The following is a 22,368-nucleotide window of genomic DNA, read 5'->3' as shown; positions in this document are numbered from 1 at the left end:
GATTCGGTACGATATTCACGATAACTTATTCCCCCGTGAGAACCTGAACCAGTCTGAACAAGACGGTGTCCATCCAGACAGAATTTATAAGCATCTCCCTTATTAATGCCGCTTATCGTACCATCTCTCACTTTACTAGCGCGACATCGTGATATCTTTGACTGGCCACCAATATCCCATCCCCAACCCACTACGCCATTTCGACGATTACTGTTGTAATTCAAATTGACTTGGGGCTGCAGGCCATTAATACCAGGTGGAACCTCAATAGGGATCGTATAGTTAAACGATCCATCTTTACCCACCAAATGCTGACCGGTGAGTTTACCTCTGTATAAAGATTCGGTCATCAGGTCATTCGCCGGGTCTGTCTGCGTGATCGATAGATTACCTATCTTATCAATGAAGACATTGGTAGCGATTATATCCGGCGTTATTGCATCGCCTCCTGCAATTACAGCGTTATGTAGCATACTGCCAACCTTGGCAATATAAAGATCTGTATTACCATCGCCACTGTAGTCCAGATATTGCAAACTTGTCGGCGGTACTTTTTTCAGTAAACTGATATCAATATTTTCACTGACAACCGGAGAGCCATAACTACCGCCTTGAGAAGCATATAAATAACTAGGGTTTATCGGGGGCAGTACGAGAGGTACAACAACCTCTCCATGGATCATTACATAAAGGTCTCTAGCTTTGAGATAAATATCATCTACCCCATCACCATTGACATCACCATAGTAAACATCGTAGTACGAATCATCGATATTCTCCGCAATTAAACTTCCTGCTGAGAATAGTAAAACAAGCAATAAAAGCCTGGATACTAAAGGAACACCCTTCATATAACATCCTAATTATAATCTTATATAATAATTTTTATGTCTATACGCACAAATGAAGCTTAATATTCAGCACATAAACTAAGCTTTCCCTAAGCTGTATGCTCGCACCATCTAACTCTTAGCCGAAGTAATAACGTGGGTACGCATTCTACACGGCAACGTCAAAATTATCGTTTTGCACCACCAAACACCTCCCATCATTTTCGCTGTTATGGCTTCACTTTGGAAGCCCTCCATGTCAATAAGTTAACAACTTCAACTGAAAATTCAGCTTAACTAGCACTACCCTTCCAACTACAAATTTATCCAAGCTCTTTCCCGCTAAAGAGTAGCCATCAAGATGCAGACCATGCGTTTACTTGAAACTACGCGAAAGATGCAATTAGGCATACGATGTCAGTGTTGCTTTCACTCACAATATAAAGAATGGAACTTTCTTCACACCTTACTCATAGCCCATAAAAAGCTAGCAGATGTCAAATGCAACTAGGCACTAAAACCAATTAAAGGGGCATAGAGGGGCGAGGCATCATAAGCCTAAAGCTTTAATAACGATCGCTTAATAAAAGTATGAATTAAGGGGTACAAAAGTACATAAATACTATACGTTAGGCAGGATACTATTTGCTTTGTTTAGTAACAGGTTTAAGAACTCGGCTTGACTAGTTCCAATATCACCCAAAAGCCTACCAAGAAAAATCCTCTAAGTTTTAGTATCACATTGATGAGCGACCAGCTTTCTGAGAGCCATTATTACTAGCTTTAATAGCCAGTGATTTACAGCACCCAGCTATAGTTTGGGTTTTTCTGCCGCAAGCAATGACCGGCAAATCAGAACGAAGTTAATATAGGCAGCTTATTTCAAAGAGTCACCCTAACTTACTTTCTGAATCAATCATTCGCGCACCATCCACATCACGCACCGCATAATTAAAACCCGGGTGAATACAGTGAGCACCATAATTACCGGCTTTATCTAAAGCCAGGAAACCCACCTGGAACTTCTTATAGTCCCCAAGCTTGCGTGCAATACGCTCCACCGCCTCACGACAGGCTTCTTCCGGTGTATAGCCATGACGCATCAGCTCCACCACTTGATGGCAACCGACAGTTTTGATCATTAGCTCACCCATGCCGGTGGCGGTAGCCGCACCAACTTCATTGTCGACATAGAGCCCGGCACCAATAATTGGTGAGTCCCCTACCCTCCCATGCATCTTGAAAGCAGCGCCGCTGGTAGTACAAGCACCTGAAAGATTGCCGTCCTGATCCAAGGCTAAGATGCCGATAGTATCGTGGTTTTCAATGTTGATTACCGGCTGGTAACGGGACTCGCGCTTCCACTCACGCCAGGCGGCTTCGGCTTTCGGGGTTAGCAGGTTCTCAATTTCAAATCCCTGTTCAACGGCAAAACGTTGCGCACCCTCTCCAACCAACATCACATGTGGAGTTTCCTCCATTACCTTTCGCGCAACCGAGATGGGATGCTTGATACCCTGTAAAAAAGCCACTGAACCACAATCTTGTTTGTCATCCATAATGCAGGCATCAAGAGTCACTACACCATCGCGATCGGGAAAACCACCATAGCCAACGCTGGTTACCTCAGGATCACCTTCCGGCACTCGCGCACCGGCCTCGACGGCATCCAAAGCCCTGCCACCCCCAGTGAGAACCTGCCAAGCTGCCTCATTGGCAGGGCCCCCATGGTTCCAGGTTGATATGACTACCGGCTTTTTTCCCTTCTTCGTATAACGCCTTGCCATAGCTGCCACTGAAGATGTTGCCAGAGCACCAGCAGTGCCCAGGAAGGAATATTTCAGGAATTTTCTTTTGCTGATCACGATAATTTATCTCAAATGGAAAGCGCACAGATACAGTAATGTATCTGTGCGCCGTAGTTATGGCGAGATCAGAAGCTGTAAGTCAGCCCCATGTAGGCGCGGCGGCCTGAGTAGGAGGAACCCAAGACCCTGTTTTCCTCGCCCCAATACCTATCCACCTTCTCTTCGGTGAGATTAATAATGGAGGCAGTGAGAGTAAGATTTTCCATCAAACTATAAGAAGCATTTACATCAAGTTGATCATACTCATCAGTAAATGTATTCACGCCGTTGCTATAGCCATCCGCATAGGCGCTGCGATAGTTGTAGGAAGCTCTCACACTGAAAAGGTCATTCTCGTAGTACACCGATAGGTTGTATTGATCTTTAGAAGTGCCCGCAATTTCTGTTTTGATTGTTTCACCGCTTTCGAGGTCGAGGTTGGCCAGTTCGGTATCCGTATAGGTGTAGTTGGCTAAAACCCCAAAACCGTTATCAAAGGCATATTGCACAAACAGCTCGGCACCCTGGGCGGTGGCATCGGTGCCATTAACAGGCATCGACATGTTGACATTCCAAGTGTCACCATCGATTTCCCTGGTAACCAGGGAGCTGCCGTTAATTACGAATGATGCAATATCCTTCCTGAACAAGGTCACTCCCATTGCGGAAGCATCGTCAAAGTACCACTCCAGGCCTAAATCAAACTGATCTGCCTTATAGGGTTCTAATTCGGAGTTCCCCGCAAATCCATCTCTCACAGTCGCTCCTGGCAATGGAGCGTGTATGGATTCAGAGCCACCGAGGTCATCATAATTCACTCGGGCAACAACCCTTGCGAGGGCTGCACGCATTACCAAATCATCGTTAATATCCCAAGCAATATTGGCGCTTGGCAGAAAATCGGTGTTACTGCTGTCGCGAATATTGGGCTCATCTTGCAAAACCCCGTCAATATTGTCATAAGTGCGGGCATATTGTTTGGTTTTTACCGCGCGAACACCAAAATTACCGCGCAAAGTGGCAGAGGTAAAATTCTGCTGTACATAGGCTGCAGTAACTTCCTCACCGATACGATAATCCTGGTCCCGCTCTACGATAACTGTAGGATCACCATAAGTCTCATAGAGAAACTCTTTTAGCTTCTCAAACTCCAGGTAGGCAAAGTTGGGCACTTTTACGCCACCAATAATATTGTCGAGTGGGCCACTGGAAAGGATATCAATCGTATCCGGAACGCCATTAGGGTCAGTGTGGAAAGAATCATCCGGCCACCAGGGATAACAGGCCCCCTCAACTCCGCCCCAATTAATAGTAGGGCACGGTAGGTTATCGTCGTCCCAGGATTGTTTGGTGATCCTACGATTAATTTCGTGATCGCGGTATTTAAGTCCTACATCAAGGGAAGTCAGCCAGCCGTAATCCATATCAATAGAAACATCTAGCTGGTAATAGTTTTCATCATCCTCACTGCTGGTCCAATGAGAAGAGAACCAGTCGTATAAGGGGTAAGTATTGGGATCTCCCAGATCCGCACTGGTATCAATCTCTGCTGTACCACTGCTTAGATCCCAGCTCCAGTCAGTCACAGTGCCATAGCGAGAGTTTACTGAGGCAAACAATTTCTCGGAAGGGCCGCCTTCCGCACTTGTGCTGCCCACAACCATTCGCACGCTATAGCCATCCCCTTGGTAAATAGCATTAAAGTCCAAGGTATCTGATACATACTCTGCTCGCGTGTAGTCACCGGCTACCTGAGGAGACTGCAATTCTGCCTGCCCTCTATCCAGCATACCAATACCGAGTAAGGTATCGCCATCTTCATCAAATTTAAGGCTGCCGGGAGCAATTGCATTACCGTAGTTCCACTCAGGAAAAACAATACGATAATTCTCCGAATTACCACCCTGTTCAAAGCGAAAATAATTGACACCAAGCTCAAGTTGCTCAACCGGACGCCACTGGGCACTGAGCTGAATTCCCTCTCGGGTACGCTCCTCCTCAAAGACACTACCTACTACTGCTCTGGGTGCATAGAAATCTCGGTACTCATTACCGTCGATATCTACCATAGCCCCCCTGGCCTCTACGCCATCGTGCGGCTTTTCATCACCTTGCCATCCCCAGTTTTCTGTAGTGGTGCTAATCACCCGGTTCTGACGATCCTGCTTGGAATAACCCACTAATACACCAAAGGTTTCCTGATCATTTTTCCATGAGTAAAAACCTGTGTATTGTGGTTCATACTTTTCAGTGACATCCGCATAGGTTGTCTCAACTGATAGCATGCCCTCCCCCGCATCTAGATCCAGAGGTTTGCGGGTGTGCAAAATGACAGTCCCGCCGATTCCGCCTTCATCCAGCTTTGCCTCAGGGCTCTTATAAACATCTGTACGAGCAATCATTGTTGCTGGCAACAAAGAATAATCTAGTGAGCGTGACGGCTCATCTCCCGGAGTGGCAATATAGTTACCGTTAAGTTGAGTAAAAGTAAGTTCAGGGGCCGTACCACGAATACTTACCCGGGCACCCTCACCGCCACTACGGACAATAGAAACTCCCGGCACTCGCTGCAAGGCATCGGCTACGTTTTTATCGGGGAACTTGCCAATATCCTCAGCGGTAATTGAATCCACCACAGCATTAGAAAAACGCTTCACATCAAGGTTTTTCTCCATACTCTGGCGAATACCCATCACCTCTACTTCTTCGAGAACCAAGCTTTCCTCTTTTGCTTGCTCCGTATTCTGTGCTTGCGCCATACCAACAACACTAAATAACACCAGTGCGCTGGCAGATGTGCGTAATAGTTCCGCCCTACGATTTGTATAAAGGGTTTTCTCTTTCATTGCTGAGCATCTCTTTTATTATAATTCTCGAGCTTTCCGTACACCCTCTTGACTCGGCATATCCACATACCAAGCTCTCGGAATAACCCGGGTTTTAGGTCTGCCTGTCCCTGGCTTATTTTTTTGAGCCCCCTTCCCTGGGGGTTAAGGCCATGTACAGCTATCAGCTATCCAGGCCAAGTCGCTTTAGTACTTCAGGCGGTGCTCCAGGGAAGCTGGCCATAGGTCTGTTACCCACATAGCCGATATCCGCCATACCTTCCTCGGTGGTATAGAAAGCGGTAGATGCGAGAACCCTCACTTTGGCAAAGAAACGCGCACCGGCCTGGTATTCTGGCTTCGCGGTGCGAGTCCATTTGATGTCCTCACAGATGGCCGTTTTTTGAGATTCACTCAACTCGACAAATGAGCCTTGAAATCTGCGCCTAGACTCTCCCTCGAGCCAGACAACCCCACCGCGAATCGTGACAAGATCTGCTTTATTATTGGAATAAGGCGCACTCACGTATTCATTGATGTAATGCTGAGCACCAACAGAAGAGGCGCTCGGGGAAATTGCATCCGTGGGAATAATGACATCACAGAGCGCAGCCAGTACCGCTAATTCATTCTCATCTAGCTGCATTTCCCAAGGCACAACTGGATTAAGAAGGTCTGGATCCGTGGGCGTCCCCCTGGCTAGCGTTTGTTTCGGAGCATCCAGGTTTTTAACTGCAGGTTTTGCCGCAGGTTTGTCCTCCCTCACTACAACCTTTTCAGCTACTTTCTCAGAGCAGCCAATTACCGGAACTGCAGCGGCGGTGGTAGCAATCAAACGCAGGGCATTACGGCGACCAAGGTTGGTTTTTTCCTCGCTCATCAGATATTCCTCTTCTTGAATTGGTCCACGATGTAGTCACAGGTACGCCAAGCCAGGGCCATAATGGTCAGGGTTGGGTTTTTATCGGCATTAGAAACAAAGGGGGCGCCGTCAGTTAGGAAGAGGTTGGGAACCTCCCAGGACTGGCAGTAAGGGTTGAGCACAGAATCTTTTGGGTTGGAGCCCATGCGCGCGGTGCCGACCTCATGGATGATGGCACCACCGTTGATAATTGCCTTGGCACCATCGGTCTGTACGGTTGTGGTCACATTGCCGCCCATACCTTCGATAATTTCGGCAAAGGTTTTGTGCATGTGGGCAGCCTGATTAAGTTCCTGGTCACTCCATTTCCAGTGGAATTTCAGAACCGGGATACCCCACTGGTCGACCTGGTCCTTATCAATTTCACAGTAGCTGTCATCATTGGGGATCATTTCCCCACGACCGTCGAACCAGACAAAGGAACCGTAATAGCGTCGGCAGGCCTCTTTTAAATCCTTACCGTAGGCACCTTCGGTGAAATCACCCATACCGCCGAAGGCACCAGCTCCAGGCATACTGCGGCCACCACCGAATTCAATGTGATAACCCCGAGCAAAATCCAAGTCTCCGCGCAACTGTTCTTTGTACAGCCACCAGGGCATATACATATGCATTGCCGACGCGCCATCTTCGTTATGAGCGGGCATGTTTTCCAGGGCTGGAATCTGGCCACCTACTCCCGCGCCCACAGTATCCATCAGGTATTTGCCTACAACACCACTGCCGTTGGCGAGACCGTCTGGGAATAAAGTGCTTTTTGAATTGAGAAGAATGCGTGATGTCTCGGCGGCACTGGCCGCGACGACAACTGCGCGGGCACTGGCAAACTTTTCCTGACGGGTGTTTTTATCAATGTAAACAACCCCGTTGGCTTTGCCTTTCTTATCAACGGTAACTTCGCGCACCATTGCGTCAGTTATGATGTCAAGGTTGCCTGTGGCCAACGCAGGAGGCAGCAGTACTGTGGTGGACTGGAAGTTCGCCTTAATGGAACAACCGCGACCACAGGGTGTGGCCCAAAAACAGGCAGCACGGGATTTCATCGATTCACGGGTTACATCCTGGGCAAGCTTGTTATCGGGGAACAGTTTCTGCGGAATATTTTCATGGTCGAGGCGCTCACTGAGAATGGCCAAGTGTGAAGGGATCACGGGGATACCCAACTTGTCACAAGCTTTTTTCGCTAGCAGTTCATAAGCGCGAGGGTTGGGGGGCGGCAATAATACGCCATCGGAAGAATCCGGGGTATTTTCCAATCCCTCATTGGTGCCGTAGACACCAATGAGCATCTCGGTTTTATCGTAGTACGGAGCCAGATCTTGATAGCTGATAGGCCAGTCAAAACCGAGTCCATCCCTTGAGTACGGCTTAAAGTCGTATTCCCCCATGCGCAGCGAAATACGCCCCCAGTGGTTCGTGCGGCCACCTAGCATACGCGCTCGCCACCAGTCGAAACGCCGGCCTCTCTCCCGGGATCCCTGGGTATAGGGCTCGCCTGGCACCTGCCAGCCACCATCCACTGTCGCATCGTAAAAACCGAATGGTTTTTCCGGCGTGCTACCACCGCGCAGGGGGGCGTCTTTGGGCAGATTAAACATAGGGGTTTCCTTGACCGGGTCATAGGACCGCCCCGCTTCCAGCAAAAGTACCTTTAAACCTGCTGTGGCCAGCACATAGGCAGCCATACCGCCCCCTGCACCAGAGCCGACTATTAAGGCGTCGTACTCTTTATTCTCAATATCTTCACTCGCCATAACATCTCTCCTGCATGACCATTTATTTTTCTTCTGACCGGCTAAATTCCATCAATTGGGAATATTTTTCTGTAACCGGTTACATTATTAGAATATTTTTCTGTTTGGGTGAACAACTATCAAGTCTGAATTTTTAATTTATCGGTGTTAAAGACTGATTTCTTGAAGAAAGCAGACATTAAAATACATATTTTCAGGTTAGGTAAAATTAAAAATATGTAACCGGTTACATTTGTAAGTAAATTTTATCAATTATTTTCATTTAATTACGTGGACACCTCCATCTTCCTACCAAGATGTTCTAGCAACTGTTTTGTTGCCATAATTCCGTGGTCCTCATCTCCCGGCCCTTCAAATTCAATCCCAACATAACCCCGATAACCCGCGTCGCGAATGATCCGTAACATTCGAGCAAAGTCCGTGTTGATTTCACTTCCCGCTGAATCGAACTCAAAGCTTTTGGCACTGATACCCTGGGCAAAGGGCATAAGTTGCTGAACTCCCAAATAGCGATCGTAATCTCCGAAGTTTCCAAAGTCCGGCAAACTGCCACAGTTGGGCATATCTACACGGTGAAGGACCTGTGACAGCCACTCCCCGTTAGATGAGTAGCCACCATGGTTCTCAACAATCACATTAATATTAAAATCCTGGGCAAATTCCGAAAGCGCGCGCAGCCCCTCAACAGATGCTTTAGCCACTTCTTCGCGACTCCCCTGTCCTGCGGCATTTACTCGTACAGAATGACAATCTAGATGTTTAGCCGCTTCGATCCATTTGTAATGGTTCTCTATCGCCTGCTTTCTCTTGCCTTTATCAGGATCACCCAGGTCGCCCTCTCCATCAACCATAATTAACAGACTGCGAACATTATGGTCTTCTGCCCTAGCCTTCATTGCGGTGAGAAACTTCAAGTCCTTTGCCTGATCTTTAAAGAACTGATTTACATACTCAACCGCTCCAATTCCAAAGACTTTGCGCGTTTTAACCGGAAAGTCCAGAACCTTGAGAGTACCACTTCGCAGTTGCCGATGCAGGGACCACTGAGCTAAGGAAATCTTAAAAAAGCTTTCACTTCCCGCGCTGTGGCTACGACCAACAAACCCCATAAAAGGGGCAGCCAGTCCCAAAGCTGCCAGGCTTGTGCTATTTGCCAAAAACCGCCTTCTATTGATAGTCATTACCGCTCTCCTATTTGGGAAAACTCTGCAATGGGTTTCGAGGGGTTATCGGTTGAAGCGCTACCCTCTCGGTTTCCTTGCAAAGAACGGCGAAAGCCACTGATTGCTCCCCCAGATCTTCGCCCAAACGGCGAATCTTGCCGCTGCCAAACAATAAAACTGCAAGCACCAGTACTATCAGGATTTGCCACAGACTGATTCCTGAAATACCCATTAGCTTATAGCTCCCGGATTTTTATATTGCGATACCAGACCTTATCGCCATGGTCCTGCAAAGCGATATAGCCACTTTCAGACCGCGCAAAATCTGGATAATTTGAGAACTTGCTGCCCGCCAAACGCTTGCCCCAATCTTCTGACCAAAGCTCGTAGCTAACAATCTTGTTGCCATTTAACCAATGTTCTACCTTGCCGTTCTCTACACGAATACGAGTTTGATTAAACTCTCCCGCAGGCTTAACGCTCTCTTCACTGGGCGCATACATATCAAATACTGAGCCGGCGCTGTGGCTTGGCTTTTCCAGATTGGGAAACGCGGCATTGTCCAACACCTGGTATTCCATGCCACTCATCCAAACTGGTGCATCTCCATCAGCGACGCGATAAATAATGCCGCTGTTACCGCCCTCAGAAATTTTCCACTCCAGCTGCAATTCAAAATCTGCAAACTGCTCAGCGGTTACCAGGTCCCCAGCCCCTCCCGCGGTCAATACCAGATTGCCATTAACAACCTGCCAGGCACCCCCAATCTGCGAGCCATTTGTTCCAGTCCAACCCTGTAATGTCTCACCATCAAACAGGTAACGCCACTCTCCATCCGCTTGTTGGACGCTCGACTCGGGCACCCGCTCGCAACCTGCAGCACCCAGCATCACTGCTGCTGCAATCGCTACGGATATTTTGGATCTGGTTTTAGTAAAGTTTTTCATCATTATTATCTCCACACCTATTGGCTGTTATCTAATCAATGCCATGCTTTTCAAGGCAACGGTCCTTGGGAGCCTGCAGTTCTCAGTTGTCCCGACAAGAGGCTGTGCTTTCCCGCTCCACTAGCTCAAATGGCAAAATAGTCCGGCTGGATTTCAATGGCTTACCATCGATAATCAATCGCAGCGTTTCCATTGCGTAGCGGCCTAACTCCTCCGCGGGCTGGTTAATCGTGGTCAAAGGCGGATCTGTAAATTGGGAGAATTCAATATTATCGAACCCGGTAACAGACACATCTTCCGGCACCCTGAGGCCCATCCTCTTCACCTGATGCACTGCACCAATAGCCATCTCATCGTTCATACAAAAAATGGCAGTTGGCCGACGGGGAGTAGATAGCAAAGTCTCTGCGCCTTCCTGTCCAGATGTCATAGTGAATTCCCCATGAACAACCATTTCAGGATCTAGTCCTAACCCACGTTTTTTTAGTGCATCATAAAACCCAGACAGTCTGTCTCGGACTATGGGGCTTTGCGAGGGCCCGGTAATAACCCCGATGCGGCGGTGCCCCATCTCCATCAAGTGCCGCGCAACCTCCTGTGCCGCGCCATGGTTATCCAACTCCACCACCGGATACCGATCATCTTCTACTATGCGCTCACAGGCATTCACCAACGGAACAGATGCAGCCAGGTTTGCATCCTTCTCTGCAAACGGATAACGACTACCAAGCTGGATAACACCGTCCGCTTGGTTGGTTAACGCCATACCTGCATAAAATTGTTCATTGGTGGAATCCCCTTTTGTATCCCCCAGCAGCACCGAATAGCCTTGATCCTGCGCCGCTTTCTCAATTCCGCGAATGACCCGGGAAAAGAATGGATTGGCTATATTGGGAACTAATACCATCACTGCGAATGACTTTCCCGAACTGAAGTTCCGCGCAAGGAGGTTCGGCCGGTATCCGGCCTCCTCCACGGCTTTAAGCACCCGCTCTCTGGTTCGCGGAGAAACCATCTGCGGATCTTTTAACGCCCGGGATACGGTCGCGACCGATACACCGGAGCGACGTGCAACTTCGCGAATATTTGACATAGTTTCCTGCTAATTTCTTATTAGTAGGGGGTTATTTTCGCACAGACGGATATCATCTACTGGTTACCCGTAACTGCTGCTTCCGTTTTATTGGCTGTTTGCCTTCGATCCCACAGCCAAATAAAGGCAAAAATAGGGAGCAGGATAAGTGGGACTACTGCCAAAGACTGGAATGACTCTACAGAAGCGGTTGCCAATACCGCATCCAACTCATCCCCACTCAGCTTTTCAAAGGCCTCCAAGCCCCCCGCTGCCTCAATCTTGGCATTGTCAAAAATAGCCCCAAGCTTTGGCAGAACAAATTGGATAGACATACCACCGGCAAAACCCAGCAACCCCAGAAACAATGCCCCTCCGCGCACAAAACGCTCGGAGACTGTGGCCAGCATAGTGGGCCACATATAACAAACACCAATGCCCCAGACAGTCGCTGCCAAAAATGCAGTTACTGGCGTCCTAGCCATACCCAGGCAATAGAGCCCAATTGCGGCAAGGAGACTGCTTAACCATAGAAGTCCGATAGGAGACAGTTTCTTTGCCAGCCGTCCGGCAAAGTGGCGCATCACAAACATCAACATACTGACATAAACAAGGATAAGGATACCCTTCATGCCAACTACGCGTGATAGGGTCAGGTCTACCCACTGCCCAGGGGCCAGCTCGGTTGCGGCGGTCAGCCACATACACACCCAAAGCAGGATAAACATCGGTTGCTTGAATACCTCTTTAAACATTTCGCCATAACTGATACCGGAAGAAACCCGTTCAGTAACTGGGAAATCTGTTTTAGCCACAAGCCAGGCCATAACAACAGCCGGCAGTGCCAACACGACAAGGTTCAACTGCCAGGGAAGCTTGAGGGCAGAGATTGACAACCCCAGTAATCCTCCAACCACAATGCCCGCAGGCCACCAGGCATGTAGTACGTTTAAACGTTGCGTTTTATTTTCTGGATCGACTGCAGCAACCATAGGATTACTGGCTGCCTCCACGGCACCCCAGCCCAAGCCTGTCAGTAACAGGCCAGCTAGAACCAGACTCTCTACCCCCTCCCCTGGAGTCACCATAGATGCCGCAATAATAAGCAAACTGCCCAACACATAACCTATAGATGAGAGCATCAACATTCGCTTGATGCCGACCAAGTCCACAAGTGCGCTTCCAAATAGAAGTGTGAAAGCAAATCCAGCAAAGGTAATACCAATTGCTTCACCGAGCATAGTGGTGGAGTTAGCTAGGTCTATATGGTTATAGATATCTTCCTGCAAGTTAGTGGCTATCACCGTCCGCACAGCCATGCCCAAGCCAATCATAAAAATGGAGAGATTACCCACCAAGAATATTCTCTTGTTCTGGGGCGTTATCATCGTACTCATTTATCCAGTCTCCGCATGATTTATTGTTATTGGTTATTCACTTGGTTTGGAAAAATTTAATCCAATCCTAAAATCCGACGATTTCGCGCGCGATCTGTTTCTGCACCAGCAAAATCATCAAAGGCCTTCCCTGCCACAGTAATCAGGTGATCCTGAATAAATGGTGCACCCTCACTGGCCCCCTGCTGTTGATCCTTAATACAACACTCCCATTCAAGTACTGCCCAGCGATCGTAACCGTATTGGGTCAAGCGGCTGAAAATCCCGCGGAAGTCCACCTGACCATCGCCCAGGGAACGAAAACGGCCAGGTCTTTCAATCCAGGGAGCATACCCACCATAAACTCCAGCCCTACCACTCGGATTGAATTCAGCATCTTTCACGTGAAACGCCTTGATTCGTTCGTGATAGATGTCGATAAAAGCCAGGTAGTCCATCTGCTGCAAAAGCAGGTGACTGGGGTCATAGAGAATATTCGCTCTTGGATGGTCCTCCACTTCGTAGAGAAAACGTTCAAAAGTCAGCCCATCGTGCAGATCTTCACCGGGGTGGAGTTCATAACAAACATCAACCCCAGCACTGTCAAACGCATCCAATATGGGGCGCCACAGCCGACCCAATTCGCGAAAACCTTCTTCAACCAGCATTGCCGGGCGCTGGGGCCAGGGATAAAAAGTATGCCAAAGTAGTGCGCCAGAAAATGTAGCATGGGACTTTAGCTTTAGGTTCGCACTGGCCCGAGCAGCCAACATCAGTTGATTGCTTGCCCACTCGGCACGGGCTGGCAAGTTGCCTCGCACTTCCTCAGGGGAAAAAATATCCAGCATCTCTTTATACGCTGGATGCGCTGCAACCAGCTGGCCCTGCAAATGCGTGGACAGTTCTGAGATTTCCACCCCCGCCTTCTCACAGACCCCCAGAATATCGTCACAGTAAGCCTGGCTATCGCTGGCCAGCTCGAGATCAAAGATGCGCTTGTCCCAAGTGGGAACCTGAATGCCTTTGTAACCCAGATCCGATGCCCAGCGGGCCATAGACTCCAGCGAAGCTGGTTGATCGCTCGGAGGGAGGAACTGGGCGAGAAATATTCCGGGCCCCTGAATTCTGGGTGCCTTCATTTATTCTTATCCTTTTTACTGCTGTACTTATTTACCTCTGCAACCAATCAATCCTTCCTGGGTGATCCGTTTGCTCCTTTTGAAAAAACACAGTGCTGCCTTTTCAAAAGTGGACTGGCACTGGGCCGACATCGACACCTCCCTGTGCCGTACTAACTGCCGGACTTCCACCCTGCCAGAGGTTCCTAACTTGTTTGAAAATGAATCGGTACGATTCAGCTGTCTATTCCCAATACGGTGCCAGAGACACCCAAGAAGAGTTCGCGCGACTGCTTTCCAATGCACCGCGTACAAATGCCATAGCTCGGACACCCGCATCAATATTCCCAACGACAGAACTATTTTTAATGGGCAGTTCTTGCCGGCGGCATCGAACCTGGGCTGCAAAGTCGCGGTAAATATTCGCAAAGGCCTCTATATAACCTTCGGGATGCCCCTGCGGGGTACGGCAAAGAGCTCGGACATCGTCATCCAGATATTCACAGTCAGCACCAGCCTTCAAAAAGGCCACTGGCTGACCCCTACGCTTTAACTGCAATTGGTTAGGAGATTCCTGCTCCCAGAACAGTGAGCCATGTTCGCAATAAACACTGATATTCAGGTTATTCCCTTCCCCACCACAGACTTGGCTGGCTGTAAGGGTGCCGCGCGCACCCTGATCTAATTTAAATAGCGCCGCGCCATCATCATCCAGCGCCCTTTTGTCGACTACCGATTGCAAGTCCGCACAGACCTCAGAGATACGCTGACCGGTAAAAAATTCGACCAGGTGGTGAGCGTGGGTACCAATATCGGCAAAACAGCCACTTTCTCCCGAGCGTGTGGGATCTGTTCGCCAACTGGCTTGTTTACTTCCGCTGGAGTCACCAGCCAATGCCAACCAGCCTTGTGGATAGGCAACAGTTACCCGGCGGACTTGCCCAAGCTCTCCCCTGGCTAAGATTGCCCTGGCCTGCGTCACAAGAGGATAAGCTGCATAGGTATGAGTCAAACCGTAGAGATGGCCACTCCGCACGACCTCGTTTTTGAGCGCAAGAGTTTCCTCAAGAGTGCAAGCGGCTGGCTTATCGGAAAGAACATGAAACCCCGCCCGCAGTGCAGCAATAGAGACTGGTAGATGTAAATCATTGGGTGTTACCACGGAAACAAACTCTATGCGCTCATCAACAGCACGCTGGGATTCCTCCAGAAACATCTGCTCATAACTCTGGTAAACGCGCTCGGGGTTAAGGCCCAACTTCTCTCCGCTGCTACGGCCACGCTCGGGATTACTGCTAAAACATCCCGCCACCAGCTCTATTTCACCGTCAAGGGAAGCAGCCATACGGTGGATTGCGCCAATAAAGGCACCCTCTCCACCACCAACCATGCCCATTCTTATTTTTTTCCCATACCACTTCCCATATAGCTGCCTCTGGCAACCTGGTTCTTATTGTTTTGGGTTTCTACCCGGCCAAATACCTTGCCTCCATACTCAGGTCTTGTACTTCTTCCAAGAACCCTTTCAGAAAATGTAACCGGTTACATTTGTTTTTAAGATACAGAAAAAACTTACAGTTGCAAGCGACAGTTTCATTGCATGTTGTTTATTTTCCCCAGAGATCAGGGTACCAATATCCACGAGTGCAGAGGAGTTACACTGGTTTACTCATTCGAGGTGTTAATAATCAGTCGTGGTAACCCACTTTTCGGGCGAAGTCTTCCCAGGATTGCCAATTAAGCTCCTGGCTCTGCCACCTATTCTCTATCGGGTGGCCGATCCCCGGGCCTGGGGGTAATCCACTGTCGGCGCCCGGCTGGGGGTGGCAGCTTTTGAGCTTGGTACGCACCCACTTCCCAGCATCTTCAGCGACGTTAGCGGCCAATCCCCAATGGTTTGGCCACACTGCAAGGAAGTTTTGCAGACCAAAATCGTCCAGTTGATACGGAGTGGGATACTCCAACTGCACCAACAGATCACCATCTGGCCCTGGTGCATCAGTTTTCCAGCCTGCATATACCGACCACTGGCAGCCCTGCGCCCAGGCCTCAAAGGCCACCATCGCACTGGAAAGGCGCTTAAAAGATGCACAAAGTAGATCATTCTCTATTTCTGGTGGGATGCACATATCGACAACACCCGCTTTGAACTTGGGAACTTCTGGGTTAAGTGTAAGAATCCAAAGCCCCTCCCCACCTTCCAGTGGGTGGTACATCACTATCAAGTCGATCAAGAAAGCTGAAACCGGGGGAATATTGGGACCGCGAGCCAAAAGCATATGCAGAGGCCGTACTAGCTGCGCATTTTGTACCTGCTCTTCCGCCACACCCAACTGCCGAATCACCTCTGCGTTGCCCGCACCGCAGGCAGAAATCACAAGCTCTGGCCTTACTTCGCAAGAGCGGCCACCGATATCCAGGGCTACCTGTTCAATAGCTGAGCCCGCGAGCTGAAATGATGCCAGCCGTCCACTATAAATATGTTTTCTCATGGGCTCGCTGACACTGAGGTAGGCTGCGGCTCCATCGAAAACAAGATCATCAGGAAATCTGAACCTGCGATTTGGTGGTAAACCGTCCGGATCAAAGATCTCCGGCAGTTCCACCTCCTCTGAGGGAATAGCCGCTCCAGCCCAGTTACCTTCAACTGTCTTTAGAAAGTCTGGAGTCAGCGCTGCATGGAAATCTGTTATTCGACTATTCACACCGCTATTAGCAAGTTCTTTGTGCCAATGCTGCGCGGCTGTCCTATAAATCTCAGCAGCTTGGGGGTTCGCGGCGTTCCAACCAGAGGAGAAGTAACCGTGGAAATGCAGAGATTCGGCATCACCCAACTCGTCATCGACCAGTATCACCGAATACTCTGGTATCAGCTGTCTCATCAGGGTTACTCCCTGAATCCCTCCACCAAGAATCAAAACATCAACAGGGATAGTCTGTGACATAGGTGAATCCATTTAAGTTGAAAGGAGTGACCTCAATAAGCCTTTTAAACTCTCTGTTGCTGGGTAAATAGTAGCCTGCCCTCTCCCTATCAATACTGAGTTCCCATCCTTCTTTCGGTCTATTACGAAGAATATGTGAACTTAATGTGAAAAGTTCACCCCACTAGCAAATTAGTTAATCCGTTCCAGTTAACTCTCCGTAAAGAGGGGGTCGCTACGGCACTACAGCAGTAGTGATTGAACAAGCAATCAACAAGGAAGCGTAACTATGAATGGCTTTGCAAAAGGTTTGGGAATCGTTCTATTGGCTTTTGCTGCTCAGTTCTCTTGGGCGGAGGGAGATTCAGAGCTTGAGACAGTACCCTACGTGGATGTTCATCAGTATGTCGGTAAGTGGTATGAAATTGCCAGGCTTCCACAGATATTCCAACCCGCATGCACCGCTGTAACCGCGGACTATGGGCTGAATGATGACGGCAGCATCAGCGTGTTCAACTTCTGTCGAATCCTGCACCCGAAATACGGGTTCCCTATTAGCGTGCAAGGCACTGGTGTTCCTATTGATGAAACCAATAGCAAACTTGCCATCTCATTCTTTAACGGCCAGTCCACTGGCGACTACTGGATATTGGAGCTGGACCCAAATTATCAGTGGTCACTGGTAGGTGATCCCGATCGCAGCAGCCTTTATCTCCTGAGTCGATCTCCCCAGCTGGATGAATCAATTATTGATGAGCTGCTTGGTCTTGCTGTCACTAAGCATGGCTACAATATCGATCACATCATAATGACTAAACAGCCAACACATTAGGCTCTCTTTCATTAGCGCGTGGGCTTCTCCTGCTCACGCGCCCCGTTAATTTAATAAATTACATTAACTTTATTTAATTTATAATATTCATATAGTTACGATGTATATTGAAAGTAATTTATAGAAAATAAAGGCTTAATTTTCCCTGGCTACCAGACTGACAGGTGGCACCCTACCCCCAGGAAATAGTCCTCCCCCTGCAAAGCAGACAAACTTCCCGACTAAAAAATGATCAACCAAGACCCACCCAGCGGGTAACTGGCCGTATGGCTCATCAGCTGCCAATCGACTGGAGTTCTGTGGGTGCACTAAAACCGGGGCTCGAGAGGGGTGACAGCAATCGCTGTCAGTTCAACACTATGGTTTACGCTCCAGTGCCCAGTTCCACTGGACACCCGCGCACCAGAAGATGTATCAGAGCGGGACTATTAGCTGATCAACCCTGCGGCTCTTTTCTGACACCTCCTGGGAGTTACTCCAGTTGACGTTCAGGGTGTACAACCGGGCGGTCAGATAGATCAGATTGACTATTTAGTGGTCGAAGTCAGTAGTGATTATGGTGATGACCATACATATCTGTCGTTCATAATTGAGAAAAAATGCCCTACGCGACAAGAAAAAGGGAAATCTATTTTGCTAAATCTGCCCAAAGCGGGAAGGATCTATCTCTGAATAGAGGTATTTCATGCCCTTCGGAGCTTTCAGCCTTTATACTTGTCCTAAGCTATAGGTCGCCAAGCCATAAAGGCTGGCCTCCTATGAAGTAGGACGTATAAAGAGACTCCCTATGCTTACCAATCGGATCGCCGCACTATTTTCCGGCTTCTTGGTCATTGGCCTGCTTTCCACAACCGCTCTGGCAGAGGCCGAGCGCCTGGCCCCAGAAAAGGACCAGGGCAGCACCGCCAGAGAGATAGTCAGCAAACTCGAAATGCTGCACTACAACAAAATAAAGGTCGGAGACGAAATGTCAGAAGACCTCTGGAATGAATACATTGATGCTTTGGACCCCACCAAAAGCTACTTCCTCAACTCAGACATCAATGAGTTTCGTGAGTGGCAAACCAGGATGGACGACCAGTTGCGCGCTGGTGACGTAAAAGCGGGCTTTGAAATTTACAATCGCTTCCGCCTGCGCATGGGCGATCGCCTCGACAATATTTTGTCCCAACTGGAGAAAGGCCTCCCAGACTTTGACTTCACTCGCGATGAGTCACTGGAACTTGATCGAGAGAAAAGTGAATGGCCGAAATCAATCAGCGCTGCCGATGACCTGTGGCGTAAACGCCTGAAAAGCAGCGTTCTGAACCTGCGTCTCACAGGAAAAACCGACGAGGAGATACGCGATCTTCTGGAGCGCCGCTATAAAGGCCAGAAGAAGCGTCTCGAGCAGCAGAATAGCGATGATGTATTTGAGCTCTATATGAACTCACTCACACGCCTCTATGATCCTCACAGTAATTACCTGTCCCCGCGCTCATTGGAAAACTTCAATATGAGCATGTCCCTCTCGTTGGAGGGCATCGGTGCTGTACTTCAGGCAGACGAGGAGTACACCAAGGTGGCCCGCTTGGTTGCAGGTGGCCCGGCTGATCGCACTGGCAAAATAAAGCCCAACGACAAGATCGTGGGTGTTGGCCAGGACAAAGAAGGTGAGATGGTCGATGTCGTAGGCTGGCGCCTGGATGATGTGGTTGACCTGATCCGCGGTAAGGCCGGCACTTTTGTTCGTCTCGAAACGATCCCGACGGGCGGTGACGGCACTCACAAGACCATCCTGATCAAACGCAGCAAAGTGAAGCTGGAAGATCAGGCGGCTAAGAAAGCTGTGTTTGAATTCTCCGACGGTAGCCAAAACTACAAGATTGGCGTGATCAACCTGCCGACCTTCTATATAGACTTTGATGCCTATCGCCGCCGTGACCCCAACTACAAAAGCACCACTCGTGATGTGGCCAGGCTGTTGAGTGAACTGAAAGAGGAGAATGTCGATGGCATTATCCTCGACCTGCGCAACAACGGCGGTGGCTCGCTGCAAGAAGCCACCATGCTCACCGACCTGTTTATTGACCAGGGACCGGTGGTGCAGATCCGTCATGCCAATGAGCAAATTTCGCGGCATAACCGCTCACGCTCCCGTGCTATGTACCGCGGCCCGCTGATGGTATTGATCAACCGCCTGTCAGCTTCTGCCTCTGAGATTTTTGCCGGGGCTATCCAGGACTACAACCGCGGCCTGGTTGTCGGCAACCAGTCGTTCGGAAAAGGTACGGTTCAAACCATGGCACCCCTGAAAGAGGGACAGCTCAAGATTACCCAGTCCAAGTTTTACCGCGTGTCCGGTGACAGCACCCAGCACGCCGGGGTAAAACCGGATATCCCCATGCCACAGCTGATTGACGCTGAAAGCGTTGGGGAGAGCGCTTACGATACCGCTCTACCCTGGGATCGCATCCATGCCGTGCCTCATGCAAAGTACTTCAACCTGAAGACTCTGATTCCCAATTTGATGACCAAGCACAACAAGCGTACGGCATCTGATCCGGACTTTATCTTCCTGCGCGACCAGTTCGAATTTGAGAGCGAGCGCGCTGATAAGAAGTACCTTTCTCTCAATGAGGTAATGCGCGAACAGGAACGTGAGAACGTAAACCAGCGCCTGCTCTCTATGGAAAACCGCCGCCGCAATGCGAAGGGTCTTGAACCCTACGAGAATTTCGAAGCTTACGAAGAAAGTGAGTCAGAAGATGTCGCAGCTATCGGTGGTCCGGTTGAGATCAAGCTCGAAAAAGATCCAATCTTGAATGAAGCCGGCTATATAATGGCGGACTTTATCGGGCTAGCCACTAAGGCCAGCAAGGCCCCGCCTCAAGTAGCGAACTTCTAATTTGTAGCAGGTGCGCCTTGCGTGCCTGCTCCGCTAGTAACTCCAGGTCGGGCAAGCCCGGCCTTTTTTATTTTTGGGGGAATAAATGAAAGTCGTTTCCTTTAACGTCAACAGCATTCGTACACGCCTGCATCAGATGGAGGCACTGGTAGACAGCCATAAGCCGGACATAATCGGCTTGCAGGAAACCAAAGTTACCGATGAAGATTTTCCGGTAGATGCGATCCGGGACCTTGGCTATGAGCTGATCTACTTTGGCCAGAAAACCCACTACGGCGTCGCCCTACTCTCACGCCTTCCCTTTGTCGATCGAGAGTACGGCTTCCCCACTGATGATGAAAATGCCCAACGCCGTATGGTTATGGGTAAATTTGATATCGGTGGCAAGGAGCCGCTGACAGTGATTAATGGCTATTTTCCCCAGGGTGAAAACCGCGAGCATCCGGTAAAATTCCCGGCCAAGCAAAAGTACTACGCAGACCTTGATACCTTTTTGCAGACCACCTGCAAACCCAATGCTCCAGTACTGGTAATTGGAGATATGAATATTTCCCCCAGTGATCTCGACATCGGTATTGGCGAGCCCAATCGCAAGCGTTGGCTTCGCGACGGCAAGTGCAGCTTTCTGCCAGAGGAGCGCGAGTGGCTGCAGAAAATCGAGGCATGGGGATTGGTGGACACTTTTCGTGCACTTAATCCAGAAACTAACGATGTGTTTAGCTGGTTTGATTACCGCAGCCGCGGGTTTGATCGCGATCCCAAGCGTGGTCTGCGTATCGACCTGATCATGGCTAGCAACCCTCTCATGGAAAAGTGCATCGCTACTGGAGTAGATTACGATATACGCGCTATGGAGCGCCCTTCTGACCACGCCCCGGTTTGGGCCGAATTTAAGCTCTAACCACCTTCTAATGAAAACCGGGATCTGTTCCCGGTTCTTTTCCTCTTTGAATATATGATTTTCCATATATAATAGAAAGAGATAAAGCTGGCAGGTGCAACGCTGTGAAGAAGCGGGTTTTGTTTATCTGTGCTGGGAACTCAGCCCGATCGATTATTGCTGAGGCGCTACTGCGTTATCACTCCGGGGGCTTCTTCGAAGTTGCCAGTGCAGGTACCAGCCCAGAACCCGTGGATATTCGGGCAATCAGCGCCTTGAAACGCTTTGGGATACCCATACAAGGATTGTATTCCAAGTCTCTGGATGAAGTATCCAACCAGAGTTTTGACTTGGTGATCACCCTGTGTGACAAAAGCCAAAGAGAGTATGTACCTTCGCCCACCCATAGCAAAATAATCGCTTGGGACTTTGAAGACCCGGCCACGCGCCATTGCTTCAAGCCATTTTACACAACGGTGAGAGAGCTAAGCACTCGCATTAAATTGTTTGCCTTGGTGCAAACCAAAACTGCCAAAGCGGCCTGACAGAAGCCCGGGGGAAACTTTGAATCCAGTTCAGTTTTATAAGTGCCTTGCTGACGATACCCGCCTTCGCACCCTTCTATTAATCGCTTATGAAGGTGAGCTTTGCGTGTGTGAGTTGACCGCTGCCCTAGGCCTTAGTCAACCGAAAATTTCCCGGCACCTGGCCCTTTTACGCAGCGCGGATCTTTTACAAGACCGGCGTCAGGGACAGTGGGTTTTCTACCGTATCAATCCAGCTCTAAGCGACTGGACAAAAAATATCCTTCAAGACACTTTACAAGCAAACCAGCAGTTCATCGCCAAGGATCTACGGAATCTGTTCCAGATGGGGGAAAGGCCCGAACGTGCGAGTCTGTGTTGTTGATGGCCCTAACAGTACCCTATTAACTGTAAAAATTTGTCTGTATATATATGAATTTCCATATATATGGATTCAAGGAGAAATA

The 22,368-nt window shown here is 49.2% G+C and carries 17 protein-coding genes and 1 pseudogene; 5 read left to right on the top strand and 13 right to left on the bottom strand.

The annotated features are described in order from the left end of the window. Positions 1-149: 149 nt before the first annotated feature. The 13 genes and pseudogenes from P3339_RS11170 to P3339_RS11110 form a co-directional block, all read right to left on the bottom strand. Positions 150-350 (bottom strand): annotated as a pseudogene (locus P3339_RS11170) (SpvB/TcaC N-terminal domain-containing protein); the annotation flags it as partial. A gap of 1,370 nt (positions 351-1,720) precedes the next feature. Further along, complete coding sequence (locus P3339_RS11165; RefSeq protein ID WP_282953438.1) at positions 1,721-2,695, bottom strand: isoaspartyl peptidase/L-asparaginase family protein; 975 nt, start codon at positions 2,693-2,695, stop codon at positions 1,721-1,723. Positions 2,696-2,763: 68 nt separating this feature from the next. Next, entirely contained in the window at positions 2,764-5,523 is a 2,760-nt protein-coding gene (locus P3339_RS11160; protein WP_282953437.1) for a TonB-dependent receptor, read from the bottom strand. 163 nt (positions 5,524-5,686) lie between these two features. Further along, positions 5,687-6,382 carry a gluconate 2-dehydrogenase subunit 3 family protein gene (locus tag P3339_RS11155; RefSeq protein ID WP_282953436.1) on the bottom strand — a complete coding sequence of 232 codons (696 nt, stop codon included), beginning with the start codon at positions 6,380-6,382 and terminating at the stop codon, positions 5,687-5,689. Beyond that, positions 6,382-8,178: a GMC oxidoreductase gene (locus P3339_RS11150; protein ID WP_282953435.1), complete on the bottom strand. Its 1,797-nt coding sequence runs from the start codon at positions 8,176-8,178 to the stop codon at positions 6,382-6,384. The genes P3339_RS11155 and P3339_RS11150 overlap by 1 nt, the downstream gene beginning before the upstream one ends. 266 nt (positions 8,179-8,444) lie before the next feature. Next, on the bottom strand, positions 8,445-9,359 hold the full coding sequence (locus tag P3339_RS11145; protein ID WP_282953434.1) for a sugar phosphate isomerase/epimerase family protein: 915 nt from the start codon (positions 9,357-9,359) through the stop codon (positions 8,445-8,447). Positions 9,360-9,369: 10 nt separating this feature from the next. Beyond that, entirely contained in the window at positions 9,370-9,573 is a 204-nt protein-coding gene (locus P3339_RS11140; RefSeq protein ID WP_282953433.1) for a twin-arginine translocase TatA/TatE family subunit, read from the bottom strand. Between the two features lie 4 nt (positions 9,574-9,577). After that, positions 9,578-10,291 carry a 3-keto-disaccharide hydrolase gene (locus P3339_RS11135; protein ID WP_282953432.1) on the bottom strand — a complete coding sequence of 238 codons (714 nt, stop codon included), beginning with the start codon at positions 10,289-10,291 and terminating at the stop codon, positions 9,578-9,580. Between the two features lie 79 nt (positions 10,292-10,370). Next, on the bottom strand, positions 10,371-11,381 hold the full coding sequence (locus tag P3339_RS11130; protein ID WP_282953431.1) for a LacI family DNA-binding transcriptional regulator: 1,011 nt from the start codon (positions 11,379-11,381) through the stop codon (positions 10,371-10,373). Between the two features lie 56 nt (positions 11,382-11,437). Beyond that, entirely contained in the window at positions 11,438-12,757 is a 1,320-nt protein-coding gene (locus P3339_RS11125) for an MFS transporter (RefSeq protein WP_282953430.1), read from the bottom strand. Positions 12,758-12,813: 56 nt separating this feature from the next. Beyond that, entirely contained in the window at positions 12,814-13,875 is a 1,062-nt protein-coding gene (locus P3339_RS11120) for a sugar phosphate isomerase/epimerase family protein (RefSeq protein ID WP_282953429.1), read from the bottom strand. Between the two features lie 223 nt (positions 13,876-14,098). Continuing rightward, a complete protein-coding gene (locus P3339_RS11115) occupies positions 14,099-15,250 on the bottom strand; it encodes a Gfo/Idh/MocA family protein (protein WP_282953428.1) in 1,152 nt (383 codons plus the stop codon). 292 nt (positions 15,251-15,542) lie between these two features. After that, positions 15,543-16,799 carry an FAD-dependent oxidoreductase gene (locus tag P3339_RS11110; RefSeq protein WP_282953427.1) on the bottom strand — a complete coding sequence of 419 codons (1,257 nt, stop codon included), beginning with the start codon at positions 16,797-16,799 and terminating at the stop codon, positions 15,543-15,545. Positions 16,800-17,067: 268 nt separating this feature from the next. On the opposite strand from P3339_RS11110, the gene P3339_RS11105 reads away from it, so the two are divergent. The 5 genes from P3339_RS11105 (at position 17,068) to P3339_RS11085 (ending at position 22,286) form a co-directional block, all read left to right on the top strand. Then, complete coding sequence (locus tag P3339_RS11105) at positions 17,068-17,610, top strand: lipocalin family protein (protein ID WP_282953426.1); 543 nt, start codon at positions 17,068-17,070, stop codon at positions 17,608-17,610. 787 nt (positions 17,611-18,397) lie between these two features. Beyond that, on the top strand, positions 18,398-20,497 hold the full coding sequence (locus tag P3339_RS11100; RefSeq protein ID WP_020412860.1) for a carboxy terminal-processing peptidase: 2,100 nt from the start codon (positions 18,398-18,400) through the stop codon (positions 20,495-20,497). Positions 20,498-20,582: 85 nt separating this feature from the next. Beyond that, a complete protein-coding gene (xthA, locus tag P3339_RS11095; RefSeq protein ID WP_020412861.1) occupies positions 20,583-21,398 on the top strand; it encodes an exodeoxyribonuclease III in 816 nt (271 codons plus the stop codon). A gap of 104 nt (positions 21,399-21,502) precedes the next feature. After that, positions 21,503-21,922, top strand: a complete 420-nt coding sequence (locus tag P3339_RS11090; RefSeq protein ID WP_282953425.1) for an arsenate reductase ArsC — start codon at positions 21,503-21,505, stop codon at positions 21,920-21,922. 19 nt (positions 21,923-21,941) lie between these two features. Then, complete coding sequence (locus P3339_RS11085; protein WP_020412863.1) at positions 21,942-22,286, top strand: metalloregulator ArsR/SmtB family transcription factor; 345 nt, start codon at positions 21,942-21,944, stop codon at positions 22,284-22,286. The last annotated feature ends 82 nt before the right edge of the window (positions 22,287-22,368 follow it).

The organism is Microbulbifer sp. MLAF003, assembly GCF_030012965.1.
Taxonomy (GTDB): Bacteria; Pseudomonadota; Gammaproteobacteria; order Pseudomonadales; family Cellvibrionaceae; genus Microbulbifer; species Microbulbifer variabilis.
The sequence above is the reverse complement of the archived record's forward strand: the minus strand, read 5'-3'. Positions and strand labels throughout refer to the sequence as shown.

Excerpts from the sequence above, each read along its gene's own strand:
- P3339_RS11100 (WP_020412860.1), top strand. The coding sequence starts at position 18,398 with ATGCTTACCAATCGGATCGCCGCACTATTTTCCGGCTTCTTGGTCATT.
- P3339_RS11155 (WP_282953436.1), bottom strand. The coding sequence starts at position 6,382 with ATGAGCGAGGAAAAAACCAACCTTGGTCGCCGTAATGCCCTGCGTTTG.
- P3339_RS11135 (WP_282953432.1), bottom strand. The coding sequence starts at position 10,291 with ATGATGAAAAACTTTACTAAAACCAGATCCAAAATATCCGTAGCGATT.
- P3339_RS11120 (WP_282953429.1), bottom strand. The coding sequence starts at position 13,875 with ATGAAGGCACCCAGAATTCAGGGGCCCGGAATATTTCTCGCCCAGTTC.
- P3339_RS11160 (WP_282953437.1), bottom strand. The coding sequence starts at position 5,523 with ATGAAAGAGAAAACCCTTTATACAAATCGTAGGGCGGAACTATTACGC.
- P3339_RS11140 (WP_282953433.1), bottom strand. The coding sequence starts at position 9,573 with ATGGGTATTTCAGGAATCAGTCTGTGGCAAATCCTGATAGTACTGGTG.
- P3339_RS11150 (WP_282953435.1), bottom strand. The coding sequence starts at position 8,178 with ATGGCGAGTGAAGATATTGAGAATAAAGAGTACGACGCCTTAATAGTC.
- P3339_RS11125 (WP_282953430.1), bottom strand. The coding sequence starts at position 12,757 with ATGAGTACGATGATAACGCCCCAGAACAAGAGAATATTCTTGGTGGGT.
- P3339_RS11115 (WP_282953428.1), bottom strand. The coding sequence starts at position 15,250 with ATGGGCATGGTTGGTGGTGGAGAGGGTGCCTTTATTGGCGCAATCCAC.
- P3339_RS11130 (WP_282953431.1), bottom strand. The coding sequence starts at position 11,381 with ATGTCAAATATTCGCGAAGTTGCACGTCGCTCCGGTGTATCGGTCGCG.
- P3339_RS11105 (WP_282953426.1), top strand. The coding sequence starts at position 17,068 with ATGAATGGCTTTGCAAAAGGTTTGGGAATCGTTCTATTGGCTTTTGCT.
- P3339_RS11110 (WP_282953427.1), bottom strand. The coding sequence starts at position 16,799 with ATGTCACAGACTATCCCTGTTGATGTTTTGATTCTTGGTGGAGGGATT.
- P3339_RS11145 (WP_282953434.1), bottom strand. The coding sequence starts at position 9,359 with ATGACTATCAATAGAAGGCGGTTTTTGGCAAATAGCACAAGCCTGGCA.
- xthA (WP_020412861.1), top strand. The coding sequence starts at position 20,583 with ATGAAAGTCGTTTCCTTTAACGTCAACAGCATTCGTACACGCCTGCAT.